At 68.6% G+C, this 18,147-nt stretch carries 16 protein-coding genes; 10 read left to right on the top strand and 6 right to left on the bottom strand.

Annotated elements, in window-relative coordinates; genetic code table 11:
- Window positions 1–49: 49 nt before the first annotated feature.
- From AC1M0F_RS07520 to AC1M0F_RS07510, 3 genes are all read left to right on the top strand, one after another.
- Window positions 50–1,195, top strand: a complete 1,146-nt coding sequence (locus AC1M0F_RS07520; protein ID WP_480237603.1) for a DUF4192 family protein — start codon at window positions 50–52, stop codon at window positions 1,193–1,195.
- 80 nt (window positions 1,196–1,275) lie between these two features.
- Complete coding sequence (locus AC1M0F_RS07515) at window positions 1,276–2,091, top strand: PP2C family protein-serine/threonine phosphatase (RefSeq protein WP_480237602.1); 816 nt, start codon at window positions 1,276–1,278, stop codon at window positions 2,089–2,091.
- A gap of 91 nt (window positions 2,092–2,182) precedes the next feature.
- Window positions 2,183–5,089, top strand: coding sequence for an FtsK/SpoIIIE domain-containing protein (locus AC1M0F_RS07510; RefSeq protein WP_480237601.1), 2,907 nt, complete (start codon window positions 2,183–2,185; stop codon window positions 5,087–5,089).
- 19 nt (window positions 5,090–5,108) lie between these two features.
- Here AC1M0F_RS07510 and ald read toward each other — a convergent pair whose 3' ends face one another.
- Both ald and AC1M0F_RS07500 read right to left on the bottom strand, forming a co-directional pair.
- Window positions 5,109–6,221, bottom strand: coding sequence for an alanine dehydrogenase (ald, locus tag AC1M0F_RS07505; RefSeq protein ID WP_480237600.1), 1,113 nt, complete (start codon window positions 6,219–6,221; stop codon window positions 5,109–5,111).
- 120 nt (window positions 6,222–6,341) lie between these two features.
- Window positions 6,342–7,364 carry an asparaginase gene (locus AC1M0F_RS07500; RefSeq protein WP_480237599.1) on the bottom strand — a complete coding sequence of 341 codons (1,023 nt, stop codon included), beginning with the start codon at window positions 7,362–7,364 and terminating at the stop codon, window positions 6,342–6,344.
- A 52-nt stretch (window positions 7,365–7,416) separates the two neighbouring features.
- Between AC1M0F_RS07500 and AC1M0F_RS07495 the strand changes: the two genes are divergently transcribed.
- Window positions 7,417–7,887: an OsmC family protein gene (locus AC1M0F_RS07495; RefSeq protein ID WP_480238437.1), complete on the top strand. Its 471-nt coding sequence runs from the start codon at window positions 7,417–7,419 to the stop codon at window positions 7,885–7,887.
- 23 nt (window positions 7,888–7,910) lie between these two features.
- Here the strand turns inward: AC1M0F_RS07495 and AC1M0F_RS07490 are convergent, their stop codons facing one another.
- The gene (locus AC1M0F_RS07490; protein ID WP_480238436.1) at window positions 7,911–8,591 is read right to left on the bottom strand and encodes a lysophospholipid acyltransferase family protein; all 681 of its coding nucleotides are present in this window, start codon (window positions 8,589–8,591) and stop codon (window positions 7,911–7,913) included.
- A gap of 234 nt (window positions 8,592–8,825) precedes the next feature.
- Here AC1M0F_RS07490 and AC1M0F_RS07485 point away from each other — a divergent pair, with 234 nt between their 5' ends.
- Together AC1M0F_RS07485 and dxr are read left to right on the top strand one after the other, a co-directional pair.
- Window positions 8,826–9,800, top strand: a complete 975-nt coding sequence (locus AC1M0F_RS07485) for an FKBP-type peptidyl-prolyl cis-trans isomerase (protein WP_480237598.1) — start codon at window positions 8,826–8,828, stop codon at window positions 9,798–9,800.
- A gap of 48 nt (window positions 9,801–9,848) precedes the next feature.
- Window positions 9,849–10,931 carry a 1-deoxy-D-xylulose-5-phosphate reductoisomerase gene (gene dxr, locus AC1M0F_RS07480; protein WP_480237597.1) on the top strand — a complete coding sequence of 361 codons (1,083 nt, stop codon included), beginning with the start codon at window positions 9,849–9,851 and terminating at the stop codon, window positions 10,929–10,931.
- On the opposite strand, the gene AC1M0F_RS07475 is transcribed toward dxr, so the two are convergent.
- Window positions 10,928–12,460: a Mur ligase family protein gene (locus AC1M0F_RS07475; RefSeq protein WP_480237596.1), complete on the bottom strand. Its 1,533-nt coding sequence runs from the start codon at window positions 12,458–12,460 to the stop codon at window positions 10,928–10,930. The genes dxr and AC1M0F_RS07475 overlap by 4 nt on opposite strands.
- Before the next feature lie 86 nt (window positions 12,461–12,546).
- On the opposite strand from AC1M0F_RS07475, the gene AC1M0F_RS07470 reads away from it, so the two are divergent.
- From AC1M0F_RS07470 to AC1M0F_RS07455, 4 genes are all read left to right on the top strand, one after another.
- Window positions 12,547–13,932 carry a M50 family metallopeptidase gene (locus AC1M0F_RS07470; RefSeq protein ID WP_480237595.1) on the top strand — a complete coding sequence of 462 codons (1,386 nt, stop codon included), beginning with the start codon at window positions 12,547–12,549 and terminating at the stop codon, window positions 13,930–13,932.
- Between the two features lie 76 nt (window positions 13,933–14,008).
- Complete coding sequence (locus tag AC1M0F_RS07465; RefSeq protein WP_480237594.1) at window positions 14,009–15,205, top strand: sensor histidine kinase; 1,197 nt, start codon at window positions 14,009–14,011, stop codon at window positions 15,203–15,205.
- Window positions 15,202–15,867 (top strand): response regulator, encoded by a 666-nt coding sequence (locus AC1M0F_RS07460; protein WP_480237593.1) that lies wholly within the window; start codon window positions 15,202–15,204, stop codon window positions 15,865–15,867. The genes AC1M0F_RS07465 and AC1M0F_RS07460 overlap by 4 nt, the downstream gene beginning before the upstream one ends.
- A 115-nt stretch (window positions 15,868–15,982) precedes the next feature.
- Window positions 15,983–16,282 (top strand): SHOCT domain-containing protein, encoded by a 300-nt coding sequence (locus AC1M0F_RS07455; RefSeq protein WP_480237592.1) that lies wholly within the window; start codon window positions 15,983–15,985, stop codon window positions 16,280–16,282.
- Window positions 16,283–16,311: 29 nt separating this feature from the next.
- Here the strand turns inward: AC1M0F_RS07455 and AC1M0F_RS07450 are convergent, their stop codons facing one another.
- A complete protein-coding gene (locus tag AC1M0F_RS07450) occupies window positions 16,312–16,584 on the bottom strand; it encodes a DUF2277 domain-containing protein (protein WP_480237591.1) in 273 nt (90 codons plus the stop codon).
- Between the two features lie 146 nt (window positions 16,585–16,730).
- Window positions 16,731–18,113: a pyridoxal phosphate-dependent decarboxylase family protein gene (locus AC1M0F_RS07445; RefSeq protein ID WP_480237590.1), complete on the bottom strand. Its 1,383-nt coding sequence runs from the start codon at window positions 18,111–18,113 to the stop codon at window positions 16,731–16,733.
- Between the last annotated feature and the right edge of the window lie 34 nt (window positions 18,114–18,147).

Here is an 18,147-nt window from a genome sequence, read left to right as displayed (position 1 = left end):
GGAGGGCCACCGGTCGGCGACCGGGCACCGGGGGAGCAGACTCCCGGGCATGACCACGATCATCCGAACTCATGACGCCCAGGATTTTCTCGCCCTCGTCCCGCACCTGACCGGCTTCCGGCCGCGGGAGAGCATCGTCCTCGTGGCGTTTCGGGGCAACAGGACCTGCGGGGCCCTCCGTTGCGACCTGCCGTCGGAGGTGTCGTCGCCTGCGGTCCGTCGACGGGCGGCGAACACGATGCTCGGAATGATCTGCCGCATCCCCGACGTCGACGCCCTCGTACCCGTCATCTACACGGACGACTCATTCGAGACCGGCGAGGGGATGCCGCGCGACGCCGTCGTCCGTAGTGTGCTGGATCGCGCACGGGACTGCGGCTTCCTGGTCCGCGACGCCCTGTGCGTCGCCGCCGACGGCTGGGGGAGTTACCTCGACGACGACTGCCCTCGCGCCGGGCGAGCCCTGGCGCTCATCACCACCTCGCCGGCCCACCGGACGCTCGCGGACAACGTCGAGCGGACAGAACTCGTGGACGTCGATGCCGAATCCACCCTGCCGACGGCGGATTTCGAATCGAGGGAAATGACGGCGAAGCGGTACACCGAGCTCGACGCGCTCAGGGGCTCTCCTGAGCTTGCCCCCGCACTTCTGTTCGACGAGAACTTCTCCGGAGACGTCGTCGACCTCGCAGACCGGCTGGTCGTGGGCGATCCGACTGCCCGTGACGCCGCGCTTCTGGCGTTCGTCGTTCAGGCCCCTGCGGTCCGCGACGAGGTCCTGCTCACCTGGGCATGGGGAGTCGGGTTCGGGGTCAGGGTCATGGAGATGAACGACAGGCATGGCCGGGGCGAAGACATCAGCGACCTGCCTGGCGCGATGGCCCTCGGCGGATTCGGGATGCCCCGGCCCGATCCAGGACGGCTCCGGTCGGCGATCCGGCTGCTCCGCCACACCGCAGCTCGTGTCCCGAGGCGGGCGACACCGCCCCTGCTCACCATGATCGCCTGGTGCCACTGGGCGCTCGGCGCAGGCACAATCGCCGGCCGTTGGGTCGACCAGGCGCGTGCGGTGGACAGCGCATACGGGCTGGCTGAATTGCTCGACCTGATGCTCCAGTCCGGCCGCCTCCCCGACTGGGCGTGGGAGGTGCCACCGGATGCCACAAACGGCGTCGCAATCACCGCCGGACGGTAAGCCGCGACGCGCCACATCCGCAACGCCGGTATTATCGACGCAACGGCTCTGCACCGTGGGGGCTCCGAAAGGACGATTGCGTGACCGGCATCAACGTGAGTACCGATTCGCGTGTTGTCGACGTGCCCGGCGGACTGGCACTGGAACTGTCATGGGCCTCGGTCACCGACACCGGCCGCAAACGCCAGGTCAACCAGGACGCCCTGATCGTCGACTACCCGATCTTCGCCGTCGCCGACGGAATGGGCGGACACGACGCGGGCGAAGTCGCCAGCGCCGCAGTGATCGCCCGCCTTGCGGAACGCGTTGCCTCGGGGGAGACCGTCGACAGGGATGCTGTCGAAACCGCGCTCCGTGCGGCCGTGGGCGACATGCTCGAGCAGGTCGGCAAGTCGGATCTCGGCACAGGGACCACCGTGACCGGGATCGTCTTCGGATTCACCGGCCCTGAGGCCGATGTCCCGGCGTGGACGGTCTTCAACATCGGCGACTCGCGCGTGTACCGGCTGCTCGGTGACGAACTCATCCAGGTGACGCTCGACCACTCGGTGGTCCAGGAACTGATCTCGATCGGCGCGATCACTCCTGACGAAGCCGAATCCCACCCGCACGGCAACGTGATCACCCGCGCCGTCGGGTTCTCCGACGACCCGCTTCCCGACTACACCGACATCCTGTCCACCGACCGGGCGCGCTGGCTGGTCTGCTCAGACGGGCTGACCAAGGAACTCACCGACTTCGGCCTGCGTCATTTCCTCATGCAGGCAGCGTCCCCTGAGGATGCCGTCAGGAGCCTCGTCGATGCGGCTCTCGAAAACGGCGGGCGCGACAATGTGAGCGCCATCGTCCTCGACGAACTCCTTATCGACACCAGCGAGACCGCCGTTCTCGACTGACCGGTCCTCCACCGGGGCGGCCACATCACACGCGCTTCCACCGGCACAGTCGATTCGGTTGGAACGTCCGCGCACCTGCTGTGCTGGGTGAATGCACGAGCCCATCGACGAGCCGATCACCGTTCCGGCCGAACCGGTAGCGGGCGCGGGGTCACCGTTCCCGATCGTGGCGAGTCTCGCCCCTGTCGTGGCATCCGTCGTCATCTGGTCGTTCACGCGCTCGCCGTTCGTCCTCGCGTTCGCCGCGCTCGGTCCTGTCGTCGCCATCGCGGGCGTTGTGGACAACCGCTGGTCCACCCGTCGTCGGCTCCGTGCTGAGACGACCGCCTACGGGTTGGAACTCGCCAGGCTCACGACTCTCGTGGGCGAGAGACACGCTGACGAGCGCCGGTCCAGGCGGGCTGCCGCCAGGGGAGCGCGCCTCGTCCTCGACGCCGCGGGGGAGCCGTCCGGCGCAGCGGGATTCGGCCGCTGGCGTGCTCCGGAAGACCGCAAGACCATCGTCGTCGTCGGTTACGGCGAGCAGCCGAGCGGCGTCCGTATCGACGGACCGCCCGGAAACGACACGGCGAGGGTGAAACGGCTGGCCGCCCGAGTCTCCGATGTCCCGGTCGGCATCGACGCCTCGGCGGGGATCGGAATCGTCGGACCAGCCGTCGTCGCGCGCGCATTCGCCAGGGGGCTGCTCGTCCAGCTGTGCACTGCCGCCGGCCCCGATGATCTCGCCGTCGTCGACGTGCCGGACGGCTGGGACTGGACCCGTCCACTTCCGCACCGCAGCGCACGGACGGCGGCCACGAGCGTGCGGGTCGTTGAGAGGTCTGCTGCTGCCGGGCCGCTCGGCGCCGCCGACCGGGCCGAGGTCCTGCTCGTCCTCGCCGACCGTCTCGACCTGATCCCCACGCGCTGCTCACACCTCATCGAGTTCACCGGGGTCGCGGCGGCGCTGCTTCACCGGACGACCGCTGCCGGGCGGCCAGACACGACCGAGGTCATCGTCGACCTCGTGTCAGAGGCCGAGGCCGCCCGGTTCGCCGAGGAACTCGCCGACCATGCCCGCCACGCCGGCGCAGGGACGGCCGGCGATGCCCTGCCACTGTCGATCGGGCTCGCCGAGGCGTCAGTCGACGCGTCGCCGCCCTCCTCGACCGCGTCCCTGTCTGCGGTGATCGGCAGTTCCGGCCGGAGTGCAGTGCTCGTCGACCTCGTTGCGCACGGCCCCCATGCGATCGTCGGAGGCACGACGGGCAGCGGCAAAAGCGAATTGCTCGTCACCTGGGTCACCAGCCTGGCCGATCGACATCCGCCCGACGTCGTGACGCTGTTGCTCGTCGACTTCAAGGGAGGCGCTGCCTTCGATCCGCTGCGTCGCCTTCCGCACGTGGTGGGCGTGGTCACAGACCTCGACGCCGTCTCGGCGGCGAGGGCGCTCGAAAGCCTTCGTGCCGAAGTGCGCTTCAGGGAACGTCGCCTGCGCGACGCCGGCGCCAGGGACATCGCGGCTCTGCCGTCACTGCCCCGCCTGGTCATCGTGGTCGACGAGTTCGCCGCGATGCTCGACGGCTACCCGGACCTCCATGCCCTCTTCGTCGACGTCGCGGCCCGCGGAAGGTCGCTGGGCATGCACCTCGTCCTCTGCACCCAGCGTCCTGCGGGGGTTGTGAGGGACTCCTTGCTTGCCAACTGCGGACTCCGGATGTCGCTGCGGGTCACGAACCGCGCTGACAGCACCGCCGTCCTCGGCACGGACGACGCGGCATTCCTGCCCGCGACGATCCCGGGCAGGCTTTCGCTCGCCGCGCAAGACGGCATCGTCACCGTCCAGGTGGCGTCGACCTCGGAGCGTGACCTTCACCGGGCAGCGGGGCGCTGGCCGCCTCCGGCTGAGCGACGACGGCCGTGGCTCGACCCGCTTCCTGCGCGCGTGGAGCGGGGAGGCCTCGCCATGGCGGGGGAGGGCATCCGCCTCGGTCTCGCCGACCACCCGGCCGAGCAGCGACAGGACACCGCCGTGTGGCATCCGGGAGTCGACGGCAGTCTCCTCGTGATTGGAAGGGCTCGCACGGGGAAAACCACCCTCCTCGACACGATCGAGGCTGAGGCCGCTCGCATCGGCTCGTTCCTGGTCGAACGGATCGGGTCTGACGCCGAGCTGGCCTGGGACGTGATCCATTCGCTCGCCGCAGGTTTGCCCACCCGAACCGCGGATGCGGGCGATCTGCTCCTCCTCGTCGACGACCTCGACTCCCTCCTCGCCGGCATCGACCCCGACGACGCCATCGAACTCCGCGACGGGATTCTTGCCCTGCTGCGGGACGGCCCCCGGAGGTCGGTGTGGCTGGCGATCACGATGCAGCGACTGGCCGGGCCGACCGGTGCTCTGGGAGGGTTCGTCGGGTCCACCGTGCTGCTGGGCACCGCCAACCGGCAGGAGCACCTGCTCGCGGGCGGCGAGAGTGCGGGCTGGGTCGAGGGCCGTCGCGCCGGCAGCGCCCTCTGGCGGGGTGTCTCCGTCCAACTGTGCGCACCTGAAGTCCAGCCTGGTCCGCCCCGCCACGCCGCGAGTCGCACCGTGGCGCCCGTCGACTGGCGGGGCAGCGCCATCAGCCTGGTCGTGTCGAGCGCACCGGCGCGCCGGGTCGAGGAGATCCTCGCGGAGAACGCCGCCGATCCGTCCAAGGTGCCCGTCCGCGTGGCCGCCCTCGCCGACGTCGCTTCCGGACGGATCACCGTCGCCGATGTCCGCCGGCCGGGAGGAGGAGCGGTCGTCATCGTCGGCGACAGCGACCAGTGGCAGGCGCACTGGTCGCTCCTCACCGCATTGCGCGAGAACGCCAGGATCATCGTCGACGGCTGTTCACCTGCCGAGTTCCGTGCCATCACGCGGATCAGGTCACGTCCACCTCTGCTGGACCGGGTGCAGGGGCGGGCCTGGTCCTGCTCGCCGGGCGGCGAGGTGACGCGAGTGAGCCTGGACCCGGTGTCGGGTCGCAGATGACGGATGCCGGGAGGGTCGCTCAGCCCAGTGGTGACGTCTCCTCGTGGCTGAGACCGTGGGCCGAAGCGACCGGTGCGCTGTACACGGAACCGCCGTGCACGTTGAGGCCGAGGGCGAGAGCGGGATCCGCGGCCAGGGCACTCTTCCACCCGGCGTTCGCGATCGCACGGACATAGGGGAGGGTCGCGTTCGTCAGCGCGTACGTCGACGTGTGCGGGACGGCACCCGGCATGTTCCCGACGCAGTAGAACACGGAGCCGTGCACCGTGAACGTCGGGTCGGCGTGGGTGGTCGGGTGGGAGTCCTCGAAGCAGCCGCCCTGGTCGACGGAGATGTCTACGAGCACACTGCCCGGCTTCATCTTGGCCACGAGCGCGTTGCTGACGAGCTTCGGCGTCTGCGCTCCGGCGATCAGGACGGAACCGATGACGAGGTCGGCGCTCACGAGCGAGTGCTCGATCTCGAACGCGTTGCTGGCAATCGTCTTGATCCGGCCCGCGTAGAGGGCGTCGAGTTCGCGGAGCCTGGCGATGTTGGTGTCGAGCACGGTGACGTCAGCGCCGAGACCGACAGCGACGGCAGCGGCGTTCGTGCCTGCGACACCTCCGCCGAGCACCGTGACCCGGGCGGGAGAGGTTCCAGGGACGCCGGGGACGAGGAGACCGGGGCCGCCGTTCGGCTTGAGCATGGTGTTCGCGCCGACGATCGTGGCCAGCCGTCCGGCCACCTCGCTCATCGGGGCGAGGAGGGGGAGCGAGCGGTTCGACAGCTGAACGGTCTCGTAGGCGATGGCGGTCACGCCCGAGTCGATCAGTGCCCGCGTCAGGTCGGGCTCGGCGGCGAGGTGGAGGTACGTGAACAGGACGAGGCCGTCGCGGAAGTGCCCGTACTCGGCGGCTATCGGCTCCTTCACCTTGAGGAGCAGTTCGGCGCGCGCCCACGTGGTCTCGGCATCCGGAAGGATCGTCGCACCTGCTGCGGCATAGGCGTCGTCGGGGATCGAGGATCCGGCGCCTGCACCGGTTTCGATGAAGACCTCGTGGCCGTGAACGGTGAGTTCGTGGACTCCTGCGGGCGTGATGGCCACGCGGAATTCGTTGTTCTTGACTTCGCGGGGGACGGCGACTCTCATGGTGCTCCTTATTCCGTGCCGTTCCGGATGGGGACGGCACACAGGGGAATGCTTCGCACCCCTGTAGGAGTCGCGACAGCACTGTCAGCGGGCACGGATGCCCGCCACCAGCCTATCGAGTCAGGAGAGTTCGAGCAGCGGGGAGACGCGAATCTCCCCGACGGTGCGGTCCCCGCCTGTGACCGACAGTCTGAGGTCGGGCAGCACCGAGTCGACGACGTCACGCTCGAGCGCGCCGGCGTCCACGAGCAGGCTGAGGCCGACGAGAGTCGCGGCGCGGAGGCTGCCGTCGAGCATCTTCAGGGCGACGGTTGTTCCGTCAGGGGCTGCCATCACCATGACGCCTTCGGCCCCGAGCTTTGCGAACACGCCGAGCCGGTCGATGACGACGGTGTTGGCGCGACCCGCCCCGTCGATCGCCCAGCCGTTCTCGAGCACGGCCTGGCAGAGGATGCCGGCGTTGCGGTAGATCGCGAACGGGGACGTGGGCGATGAAGTGCGGATGCGCCCGATCCCGCGGGCGAGACCGGCGAGCGACAACGCCTGAACCGGTGTGCCGCAGCCGTCGACGCCGGTGTGGACGGGGCGTTCACCGGTGAAACGCTCGAGAACGTCCCGGACCTGGACCTGCATCGGGTGGTCGTTCTCGAGGTAGGTCTCGATCGGCCAGCCGTTGGTGACGCAGGCGAGCAGCATGGCCGCATGCTTGCCCGAACAGTTCATGTAGATGGGCGACGCTCCGCCGTTGTCGCGGACGAGTTCGTCGCGCGCGGTCGCGTCGAGCGGCCAGTCCGCCGGGCATTGCAGCGCGATCTCGGTCAACCCGGCCTGGGCGAGGATGCTTCTGACGACGGAGACGTGGCGCTGCGTGCCCGCGTGGCTCGCCGTGGCGAGCACGGCGGCCGCACCGCGCAGGCCGACGCCGGCGTTCATGACCGCGATCGCCTGGAACGGTTTCAGCGAGGAACGGCCGTAGACGGGTGCGGCGGTGTTCCCGAGCGAGCGGATCACGTCGGCGTGCTGGTCGAGCACGATCGCCGATCCGGAGTGCCTGGACTCGACGAAACCACTGCGGGTGACGACCGCGAGTTCGACGGCGCTCGCCGTGGTGAAAGTCTCGACAAGGTCAGGTGCAGTAGTCACCGGACAAGGCTAGCCGCTGATCCGAGCGGCGGCATGACAAACTGGGCTCATGTTGTTGGGCGAACACGAGTACACCGTCGCTGTCGAGTGGCACGGCAACCGCGGCACGGGCACGAGCGGCTACCGCGACTACAGTCGGGAACTCGTCGTCAGCGCCGAGGGGAAGCATCCGCTCGAAGGGTCGGCCGACAAACCGTTTCGGGGAGACCCGGCCAGGTGGAACCCCGAGGAACTGCTCCTCGCCGCCCTCGCCCAGTGCCACCTGCTCTCCTACCTCCACGTCGCCGTGACCGTCGGCGTCGTCGTGACCGCATACGAAGACGACGCGAACGGCACCATGGTCGAGGACGGGAAGGGCGGTGGCGCGTTCACCGAGGTGGTCCTCCGCCCCAGGGTCACCGTTGCCGACGCGTCCATGGTGGATGCCGCCCTCGCCGCGCACGGCAGGGCCAACGAGCTCTGCTTCATCGCGAACTCGGTGAACTTCGCGGTGCGCCACGAACCGGAGATCATCGTCGCCTGACGGCGATCGGATGCCTCAGGGAGTCAAAGCCGCTCGCGCTGGAAGACGGCGCGTTTGAGCTTCTCCATCGTGTCTGCAGGGGGAGTCTCGTTGTAGGAATCCGCGCGTTCCTGGTCGGTGAGCGCGTGGATGGCGTTCATGATCTCGTCCGTGGCCGCTCGCCTGGCCCTGCCGCTCGTCGCGGCACCGTGGTGGCTGAGGTCGAGGGGTTCGCCGAAGACGACGGTGACCCGCTTCAGCCGCGGAACGGTGCTTCCGACCGGCATGAGCTCATCCGTCCCGATGAGTCCGACGGGAACCACGGGCGAGCCGGTGGAGAGGGCAAGCCAGGCCACACCGGTGCGACCTTTGTACAGCCGGCCGTCGAGCGAGCGTGTGCCCTCGGGGTAGATGGCGAACGCGCTCTCGGTCTCGAGAATGCGTTTGCCCGCATCGAGGGCTTCCTGTGCGGCAGCGCCTGCGCCGCGTTCGACGGCGACAGCGCCGATCGACGTGAAGAAGGTGCGGGAGACCCAGCCCTTCAGGCCCGACCCGTCGAAATAGCTGGACTTCGCCAGGAACTGCACCCGACGCGGTGCGACGACCGGGATCGCGATGCTGTCGATGAACGACAGGTGGTTGCTGGCGAGGATGACCCGACCGGATGCCGGAACGTTCGAACGGCCGAGGATCCTGGGCCGGTAGACGAGGCGGACGATCGGCATGAGCACCGCGCGGCCGAGGTGATAGACCAGCCCGGGCGAGGCCGTTTCGCCACGCTCATCGACGGTGATTTCGCTGTTTGACACAAAGGATGAGAGTAGTGCCTGTCGTATTCCTCCTTGCGTATGGGGCAGCGGCCGTGCGACTGCCGGTGCGCGTTGAGGCCGTTCGCAGGTAATTCGAGGGCTCGTGAGGCAGACTGGCCTTCTCCCACTCCTCTGTGAAAGCGATTCTCTGTGCGCACTTCCCTTCCTCTTCTCCTCGTTGCCGCTGCAGCGTCCGCGCTCGTGCTGTCGGGCTGCTCGACCCCTGAGCCGGCCTCGACCGAAGAACCGGCGGCGCTCAGTTGCGAAGACACGAAGAGCGGCGCTGCGGTCGACTCCGTGAAAGTGACCGGCGATTTCGGCGCCAAGCCGACCGTCGACTTCACGGCACCGCTGAGTGTGAAGAGTTCCGAACGACAGATCGTCATCGAGGGCGACGGGGACGAAGTCCAGCCGGCAGACAGCGTCGCCGTCGAACTGACCCTGTTCAACGCGACCAGCGGCGACCAGCTCGCACAGACCAGGTACGACGGACTCGGCCCGCAGCAGATCGTCGTCGACGACACGACCGGCATCCTGCCGGGCATCGTCAGGACGATCGAGTGCGTCAACGTCGGATCACGAGTCGTCACCGTTGTGGCGCCTGCTGACGGCTTCGGCGACGCAGGCTCCACCGAGGCAGGCGTTGCAGGCACCGATTCGCTTCTGCTCGTCGCCGACGTGCTGAGCATCATGCCTGAAAAGGCCACCGGCGTCGACCAGGAGCCTGTCGCCGGCCTGCCCACCGTCGAACTGGCGAAGAACGGCAAGCCAACCGTCACCCTTCCCGAAGGTGACGCGCCTGCCGAACTGCAGCTCGCCACGCTGAAGCAGGGTGACGGTGAACTCGTCGTCGAGGGCGACACCGTCGCGGTCCAGTACCAGGGCACCAACTGGCGCACCGGCGAGGTCTTCGACCAGAGCTGGGGCAAGTCCCCGGCCAGTTTCCAGACGACAGGCGTCGTTCCCGGCTTCTCCAAGGCGCTTGTCGGCCAGGCCGTCGGGTCGCAGGTTATCGTCGTCGTCCCGCCCGCCGAGGGCTACGGTGAGGCCGGCCAGCCAGACGCGGGCATCGAAGGCACCGACACGCTCGTCTTCGTCGTCGACATCCTCGCCACCACCCGGTAGTCCGGGCTGTCCCGGTGGCGAACCGGATGCCGCGGCTAAGCTGACGGGGTGCGTCGCGTTCTCATTCTTGGATCAACCGGCTCGATCGGAACCCAGGCCCTGGATGTCATCAGGGCCAATCCCACCCGATTCGAGGTGGTGGGGCTGTCCGCGAACGCGAACAGGGAACTCCTCGCCGAACAGGCTGCCGAGTTCTCGGTCGACGACACCGCGATCGGTGCCGCCGAGTGCGAGCAGCTCGTCCGGGCTGTCGAGGCGGATGTCGTCCTCAACGGCATCACCGGCTCCGTCGGTCTCGGCCCCACCCTGGCCGCGCTCGAGACCGGCAGGACGCTCGCGCTCGCGAACAAGGAGTCGCTCATCGTCGGCGGCGACCTCGTCACCCGCGTCGCGAAGCCCGGTCAGATCGTCCCCGTCGATTCCGAACACTCCGCCATCGCCCAGGCCCTCAGGGCAGGGACCAGCCGTGAGGTCCGCCGCCTCGTCCTGACGGCATCCGGTGGCCCGTTCCGGGGGAGGACCCGCCAGTCGCTGGCGAAGGTCACGCCTGCCGAGGCGCTGGCCCACCCCACCTGGAACATGGGACCCGTCGTGACGACCAACTCGGCCACCCTCGTCAACAAGGGGCTCGAAGTGATCGAGGCGCACCTGCTTTTCGACGTGCCATACGAGCGCATCGACGTGGTCGTGCACCCGCAGTCGATCGTGCACTCCATGGTCGAGTTCATCGACGGTTCGACACTCGCCCAGGCGTCGCCGCCTGACATGCGGCTGCCGATCTCGCTCGGCCTCGACTGGCCGAACCGCGTCGCCGGTGTGGGGCGGCCGCTCGACTGGACGGCCCAGCAGAGCTGGACGTTCGAGCCTCTCGACTCGATTGCTTTCCCCGCCGTCGACCTCGCCAAGACGGTCGGCCGCGCGGGCGGAACGTACCCAGCTGTGTTCAACGCCGCGAACGAACAGGCCGTGGCCGCCTTCCACGAGGGCAGGATCGGCTTCCTCGACATCGTCGACACGGTCAGGCGGGTCGTCGAAGAGCACGAACAGCAGGGCGAACTCAGCCTCGCCAGCCTCGCCGACGCCGAGCGTGAGGCGCGTGCCCACGCCGACCGCGTGATCGCAGCGGTCTAAGCGGCGGTCCAGCCCGCCTCGGCCAGCGCGGCCCGAGTCTCGTCGAGCACCGAGAACGGCACCTTGACCCCGGCGACCTCGCGGTACTCCTTCTCGGCCAGTCCGGCCCAGAGGATCGTGTCAGCGGCCGTCGCCTCGCGCACGGCGGCCCTGATGGCCTCCTCAGGTGCGGCGATCTCGCGGATGTCCCCGCCTGGTTTGGCCGCGCGGGCCCCATCGAGCACCGCTTCACGGATGAGGGCGGGGTCTTCGGAGCGGGGCTGGTGATCGGTGATGATGAGCAGGTCGCTGCCGAGGGCGGCTTCCCTGCCCATCTCCGGGCGCTTGAGCTGGTCGCGGTCACCGTTGGCCCCGGCGATCATGATCACGCGCCCCCTGGTGAGGTGGCGCACGGCTTCGAGGGTTTTGGCGAAGGCATCAGGGGTGTGTCCGGAGTCGACGTACACCGCCGGCCCGTCGACGACAGGCACCTGCACGGCCCGGCCGGGGAGGTGTGCGGTGATCCCGCCGTCGCGACGCAGTGCCGAATCGATTTCGGCGAGGGCGATGCCGGACTCGACCAGCATGGCGATCGCGAGCCCGCCGTTGGCGGCCATGTGCCTGCCGATCACGGGCACCCGCGTCGAGATCTCCGCCCGGTCGGCTTCCCGGATGAGCGTGAACGACGTGAAGGACGGGTCCTCTTCGTCGATCCTCACGGTCCAGTCGGCCGCGGTCCCGGGGAGGGAGGTGATCGTGGTCACCGGGATCCCGGCCCGTGCCGCGACGGTGAGGCCGGCAGGAGTGTCGAGCGACACGACGGCGCGCTTGGCGTGTTCGGGGGTGAAGAAGGAGAGCTTCGCGGCGAAGTAGTCGTCCATGCTTGCGTAGTCGTCGAGGTGGTCCTGGCTGAGGTTGGTGAAGGCGGCGACATCGAAGACGAGGCCGTCGACGCGGTGCCGGGTGAGGGCGTGCGCGCTGACCTCGATGATCGCGGCTTCGACGCCGGACTCCTGCATCCGGGCGAGGAGGGCGTGCAATTCAGGCGACTCAGGAGTCGTCAGCGAACTGGCGACCACCTCCCGTCCGATCCGGCGTTCAGCGGTCGAACTGAGTCCTGTCGTCTTGCCCAGCTGCCGCAGGATCGAGTCGAGGAAATGTGCGGTGGAGGTCTTGCCGTTCGTGCCGGTCATGCCGAACACCGGTGGAGCGTTCGTGTCTGTGCCATAGAGCCAGGCGGCCATCGCCCCGATGACGAGGCGCGGCGACTCGACGGTCGCGAGCACAGGAACACCTGACCCGGTCGCAGCGACGAGTCCCTCGGCATCCGTGAGGATCGCGACAGCGCCCCTCGCGACCGCATCGCGCGCGAACGACGCCCCGTGGAACGTCACCCCAGGCACGCCGACGTAGAGGTCACCGGGCCGGACGTCTCTCGAGTCCATGGTGATACCGGTGAGGGTCACCGCCGGCAGCTCTTCGTGCAGAGCCAGCGAGAACCGGTCCGCGAAGGCGGCGAGGGACGTGGGTCTGGGGTGTTCGGGGCGCACAGCCCCATGTTCTCACAGGGGGAACGGAGCATCCCTCACAGCCGGCCGACAGCAACCGTACAGAGCCGCGCTGTATCGTGAGCAGCGTGGAATCCGCCCTTCTGTACATCCTCGGCATCCTGATCATTCTGGTCGGGATCGCCGTGTCGATCGGCCTGCACGAAATCGGTCACCTCGTGCCCGCGAAGCTGTTCGGCGTCAAGGTCACGCAGTACATGATCGGGTTCGGCAAGACCCTCTGGTCGAAGAAGAAGGGCGACACCGAGTACGGCATCAAGGCCATTCCGCTCGGGGGCTACATCTCCATGATCGGGATGTATCCGCCGGCGAAGGACGGAACGGCACGCGAATCGACGACCGGTTTCCTTCAGACCCTCAGCAACGAGCGTCCGGCGAAATCCGAGTCCCGCGGTGACGGGTTCTTCCGCACCCTCGTGCAGGATGCCAGGGAGGCCAGCGCAGACACCGTCGGCGACGGAGAAGACGACCGCACGTTCTACCGGCTTCCGGTCTGGAAGCGCATCATCATCATGCTCGGCGGACCGACCATGAACCTGCTCCTGGCCATCGTGCTGTTCGCGATCGTGCTGATGGGGTTCGGCGTCCCGCAGTCCACGACCACCGTCGCGACCGTGAGCGAGTGCGTCCTTCCCGCCACGAGCGAGCAGACGACCTGCGCCGACGACGACCCGCTCGCCCCAGGGGCGGCAGCAGGCCTGAAACCCGGCGACACCATCCTCTCGATCGACGGAACCGCCGTCGGTTCCTGGACCGATGCCACCGAGATCATCCGGACGTCACCGGGCCGGGATCTCACCGTCGTGATCTCGCGCGACGGTGCTGAGAGCACCATCGTCATCACCCCCCTGCTCACCGAACGCTACGTCCTCGACGCAGAAGGCAAGCCGGTGACGGATGCCTCGGGCGACCAGGTCACCGAGGACGTCGGGTTCGTCGGCATCGGATCGCAGCAGGCGTTGGTGCCGGAGCCCGCGACCGCGGTCCTGCCCGCCGTCGGGGAGAACATCGGCAGCGTCGCGAACATGATCCTCAACCTGCCCGACCGTCTGATCGGCATCGCGAACGCCGCGTTCGGCCCGGGGGAACGCGACCCGAACGGCCCGATCAGCGTTGTCGGTGTCGGCCGGATCGCTGGCGAGGTGGTGAGCCTCGAAGAGGTCCCCGTCGCCAGCAAGGTCCAGACCGTCCTCGGCATCCTCGGCTCGCTGAACATCGCGCTGTTCGTCTTCAACCTCGTTCCCCTGCTCCCTCTCGACGGTGGACACGTCGCCGCAGCTCTCTGGGAAGCGATCCGTCGCGGGTTCGCCCGTCTGTTCAACCGTCCAGACCCCGGTCCGGTCGACGCGGCGAAGCTGATGCCCCTCACCTTCGTCGTCGTCATCGTGCTCGGAGGCATGAGCGCGCTGCTGATCTTCGCCGACATCGTGAAGCCGGTCAGCCTCTTCGGCTGAGCCGTACTCCGCGAGGAGTACTCGCAGACGCCGGGCGGTGGATGGCGGTCCGTGAACTTCTCACTACTCTTGAGGGATGCTCCCCGCGGCGGTCGACCCTGAACACGGCGACCCGTTTGCCCGGTGGGGCGGCCGGCCGCCGTTCCGTGGGCTGCCGCCCGCCGCTCGGCTCTGGCTTCCCGTCCTGCTCTCGTTTCTCGTGCAGGTGCCCCCGACGGCCTTTTTTCTCTGGCGGACCGAGCCCGACACGACGGGTGCTCTCGCCGCCCTGAGCATCGCCGTCGCGGCAGCAGGGCCGATCGCGCTGCTCGGCGCCCGCCGATTCCCCGGCCTCGTGGCGGCCGTCGTGACCGCGGCTGCCGTCGCCGACCTTCTCCTGCCACCCGAGTTCGGCCCGCCGTACCTGGCCTTCGCCTTCGCCATCGTGCTCGGCATCGTTCGGGGTGCGCGCGTCTGGGTCTACAGCTCCGTCGCCGTCGGCTGGGTCGCCGCAGTGACGCTGGGGTCCCTGCTCGGCACCGACTGGCATCCGGTTCGGATCGCCGTGGCGACGGCGGGGATCGCCCTGCTGCTCGCCGTCGCCGAACGAGTGCGCCAGCGCCGCGACCGGATCGGCGAAGCCAGGCGCAGGGCCGTCGAGCACCGCCAGTCGGTCGAGCAGGCCGAGCGGATGCGGATCGCCCGTGAACTGCACGATGTGCTCGCGCATTCGCTCTCGCAGATCAACGTGCAGGCTGGTGTCGGTCTCCACCTCATGGACACCGAGCCGGAGCGGGCCCGTGAAGCGCTCGCGAACATCAAGTCGGCGAGCAAGACGGCACTCGACGAAGTCAGGGGAGTGCTCGCGTTCCTCCGGGCAGACAGCGTCGACGCGGCGTCGCTCGCGCCACAGCCCGACCTCGCCAGGATCCCTGACATCGTCGAGTCCATGCGCGCGCAGGGACTCGACGTCGAGTACACGGCGAACCTCGACAGCGTGCCGTCCGCTGCCGTCCAGCTCGCGCTGTTCCGCATCGTCCAGGAGAGCCTCACCAATGTGCTCCGCCACGCCCAGGCCAGCAGGGCGGAGGTGCGCCTGGACGAGACCGCGGGCACGATCCGCCTGACCATCGCCGACAACGGCAGGGGAGCGGTCGACCCGTTCCGCGGCGACACGGGCAACGGCATCCTCGGGATGACCGAACGTGCCGAACTGCTCGGAGGGACCCTCGTCACGGGGAACGGCACCGACGGGGGATTCCTCGTCACTGCCACGCTGCCGGGGACCTCATGATCCGTGTCGTGATCGCGGACGACCAGCAGCTCATCCGGGCCGGGTTCCGTGCGCTGCTCCAGGCCGAACCCGACATCGAGGTCGTCGGCGAGGCGGCGACAGGGGCGGATGCCGTTGCGAGCATCAGGGAGCATCGCCCGGACGTCGCGCTGATGGACATCCGGATGCCTGACGGTGACGGCCTGTGGGCGACGGAGCAGATCACGGCGGACCCGGCGCTCGCCGGAACCAGGATCGTCGTCGTCACGACCTTCGAACTCGACGAGTACGTCGCCCAGGCGATCGCCGCAGGCGCGAGCGGATTCCTCGTGAAAGACACGGAACCGGTCGAGCTGATCAGGTCGGTGAGGATCGCCGCTGCGGGCGACGCGCTCCTCTCACCGAGCGTGACCAGGCGGCTCCTCGAGCGGATCTCCGGCCGGCTCCACTCGACGGTGACCCCCCAGCTCCTCGACGCCCTCACCGACAGGGAACGCGAGGTGATGGTCCTCGTCGCCGCGGGTCTTTCCAACGAGGAGATCGGCGCCCGGCTGTTCCTCAGCCCGCTCACCGCGAAGACGCATGTCTCCCGCATCCTCACGAAGCTCGGTGCCCGTGACCGGGTGCAACTCGTCGTGCTCGCCTACGAAAGCGGGCTCGTGGCGCCTGGCTTCACCGCCTGACGTCGTCCGAGCGGAGTACGCCGGATTCGTCCCCCCGGCAGATTCCCGCGAGCCGCCCAGCGTCGATGCTTGGGCTGACGGTTCCGGTGGAACCGACGAACGAAGGGACACTTTCATGATCAGCACACTCGCATCACCGGCGCTCGCGACGGTCGCCATGCACCCGGGCTGGGGGCCAGGCTTCGGCTGGTGGTTCTTCCTGATCCCGGTCTTCTGGATCCTCGTGTTCGCGCTGCTCTTCGCCTTCCTCGGGCGACGCTGGCGCCGGTCGGCACCTCCGTGGACCGCTGCGCACAGCCCGGGCAGAAGCGCTGAGAGCACCCTGGCCGAACGCTTCGCGCAGGGCGACATCGACGAGACCGAATACCGGGCACGCCTCGAGGTGATCAGGACGAACAACCCCTCCGGCCGCTAGGGGTTTGCCCGCGCGGACCCGACAGCGGGTTACGCGCGGGCGAACCGCGCCAGCGAACGGGCCTTGGCCTTCTCAGCCTCGACATCGCGGTCCTTCGGCGGCGCCGTCGTCACGAGGTCCTCGAGCAGATGCCTCGTGACGTGGGCGATCTCGGCGACCGCGAGGTTGAAAGCATCCTCGTTGGCCTTCGACGGTTTCGTCGACCCGCTGACCTTGCGGACGAACTGGAGAGCGGCGGCGTGCACCTCATCGTCGGTGGCAGCCGGCTCGAAATTATGGAGCGTATGGATGTTTCGGCACATGGCCCCAGATTAACCGCCGCTGGTCCGATGCGGAAGAGGTATTACCCCACGCCCGACAGGAGCAGACATCCGAGAAAGCGGTTTTCCTCCTGTTGAGCGTGCGCGGGCACACATTTCTCCTGTCGGACGCGCATCGGCCGGTCGGATCAGGCGGTCGCGGCCATCGCGCGCTCGACGGCCGCGATCGACGTCGCGATGTCTGCGGCATCCGTCGACCAGTTGCTCACCGAGATCCTGAGGATGTCGCGACCCTGCCACCGGGACCCGCTCATCCACACGTCGCCGTCGGCGATGAGTGCCTGGGTGACAGCCCGGGTGCGCTCGTCGCTGCCGAAACTGAGGCAGACCTGGGTGAACACGACGTCGTTGAGCACCTCGACTCCGTCCAGCGCCGACAGCCCATCTGCGAGTTCACGCGCTGTCGCGGCGAGACGTTCGACGAGGGCGATGGTGCCTGAGCGTCCGAGTGACTTCAGCGCTGCCCAGGTCGGGATGCCACGGGCACGGCGCGACATCTCCGGCACTCTCTCGAAAGGATCGCCGACGGCGTCGTCGTGGAGAAGGTAGTCGGTGTGGGCGCCGAAGGCCGACCGCAGCAGATGCGGTTTCGCAACGATCGCGAGGCCGCAGTCATACGGCACATTGAGCGTCTTGTGTGCGTCAGTCGCCCAGGAATCCGCCAACTCCAAGCCGTCGAGAGCACTGTCGTATCGCGGGCTGACCGCGGCCCAGAGACCGAACGCACCGTCGACGTGCACCCACGCGCCGTGCCTGTGCGCGACCTCGATGGCCTCGCGCATCGGATCGAAGGCACCTGAGTGAAGGTTGCCGGCCTGGAGACAGACGATCACAGGACCATCCACCGTGGCGAACGCAGCCTCGAGCGCGTCGGGTCGGAGCCTGCCCTGGTCGTCCGCTGCGACCGCGGTGGGGGAGCCGAGACCGAGGTAGCGAAGGGCCAGGTCCACGGACGTGTGCCGTTCGTCACCGACGAGCACCGTCACCCGAGGCGCGCCGGTGAGTCCGTCGACGTTGACGTCCCAGCCGGCGTCGGCGAGGACGCTGGCCCTCCCGGCGGCGAGTCCCACGAAATTCGCAACGGTCGCGCCCGTGGTGAATCCCACCCCTGAACCCGGGGGGAGCTTGAGCAGGTCGAGGAGCCATCGCCCCGCGGCCTCCTCGATCGCGGCGGTCGCTGGAGTGGCGTTCCGCATCCCGGTGTTCTGGTCCCAGGCACTGACCATCCAGTCGGCTGCAAGTGCGGCGGGGAGAGTCCCGCCCATCACCCAGCCGTAGAACCGTCCGGAGGGGATCCCCATCAGACCCGGTTCGGCGAGCGCGGCGAGTTCATCGACCACTTCGGCGGGATCCGTCGGTGCGTCGGGGAGGGGACCGCTCGTGTGGGCCGCGACCTCGTCCACCGTCGATCGCGGTGCGATCGGCCGGGTGGGCAGCGATGACAGCCACTCGAGGGAGTGGGCGTGAGCCCGGTCGAGGGCGGCGCGATACGCCTGAGATTCCGCAGACACACCCGAAGAGTAGACCTGAATCGCCGCAGCGCAA

This window comes from Mycetocola sp. Y719, assembly GCF_056713205.1.
This window is presented reverse-complemented; position numbering and strand designations above follow the sequence as displayed.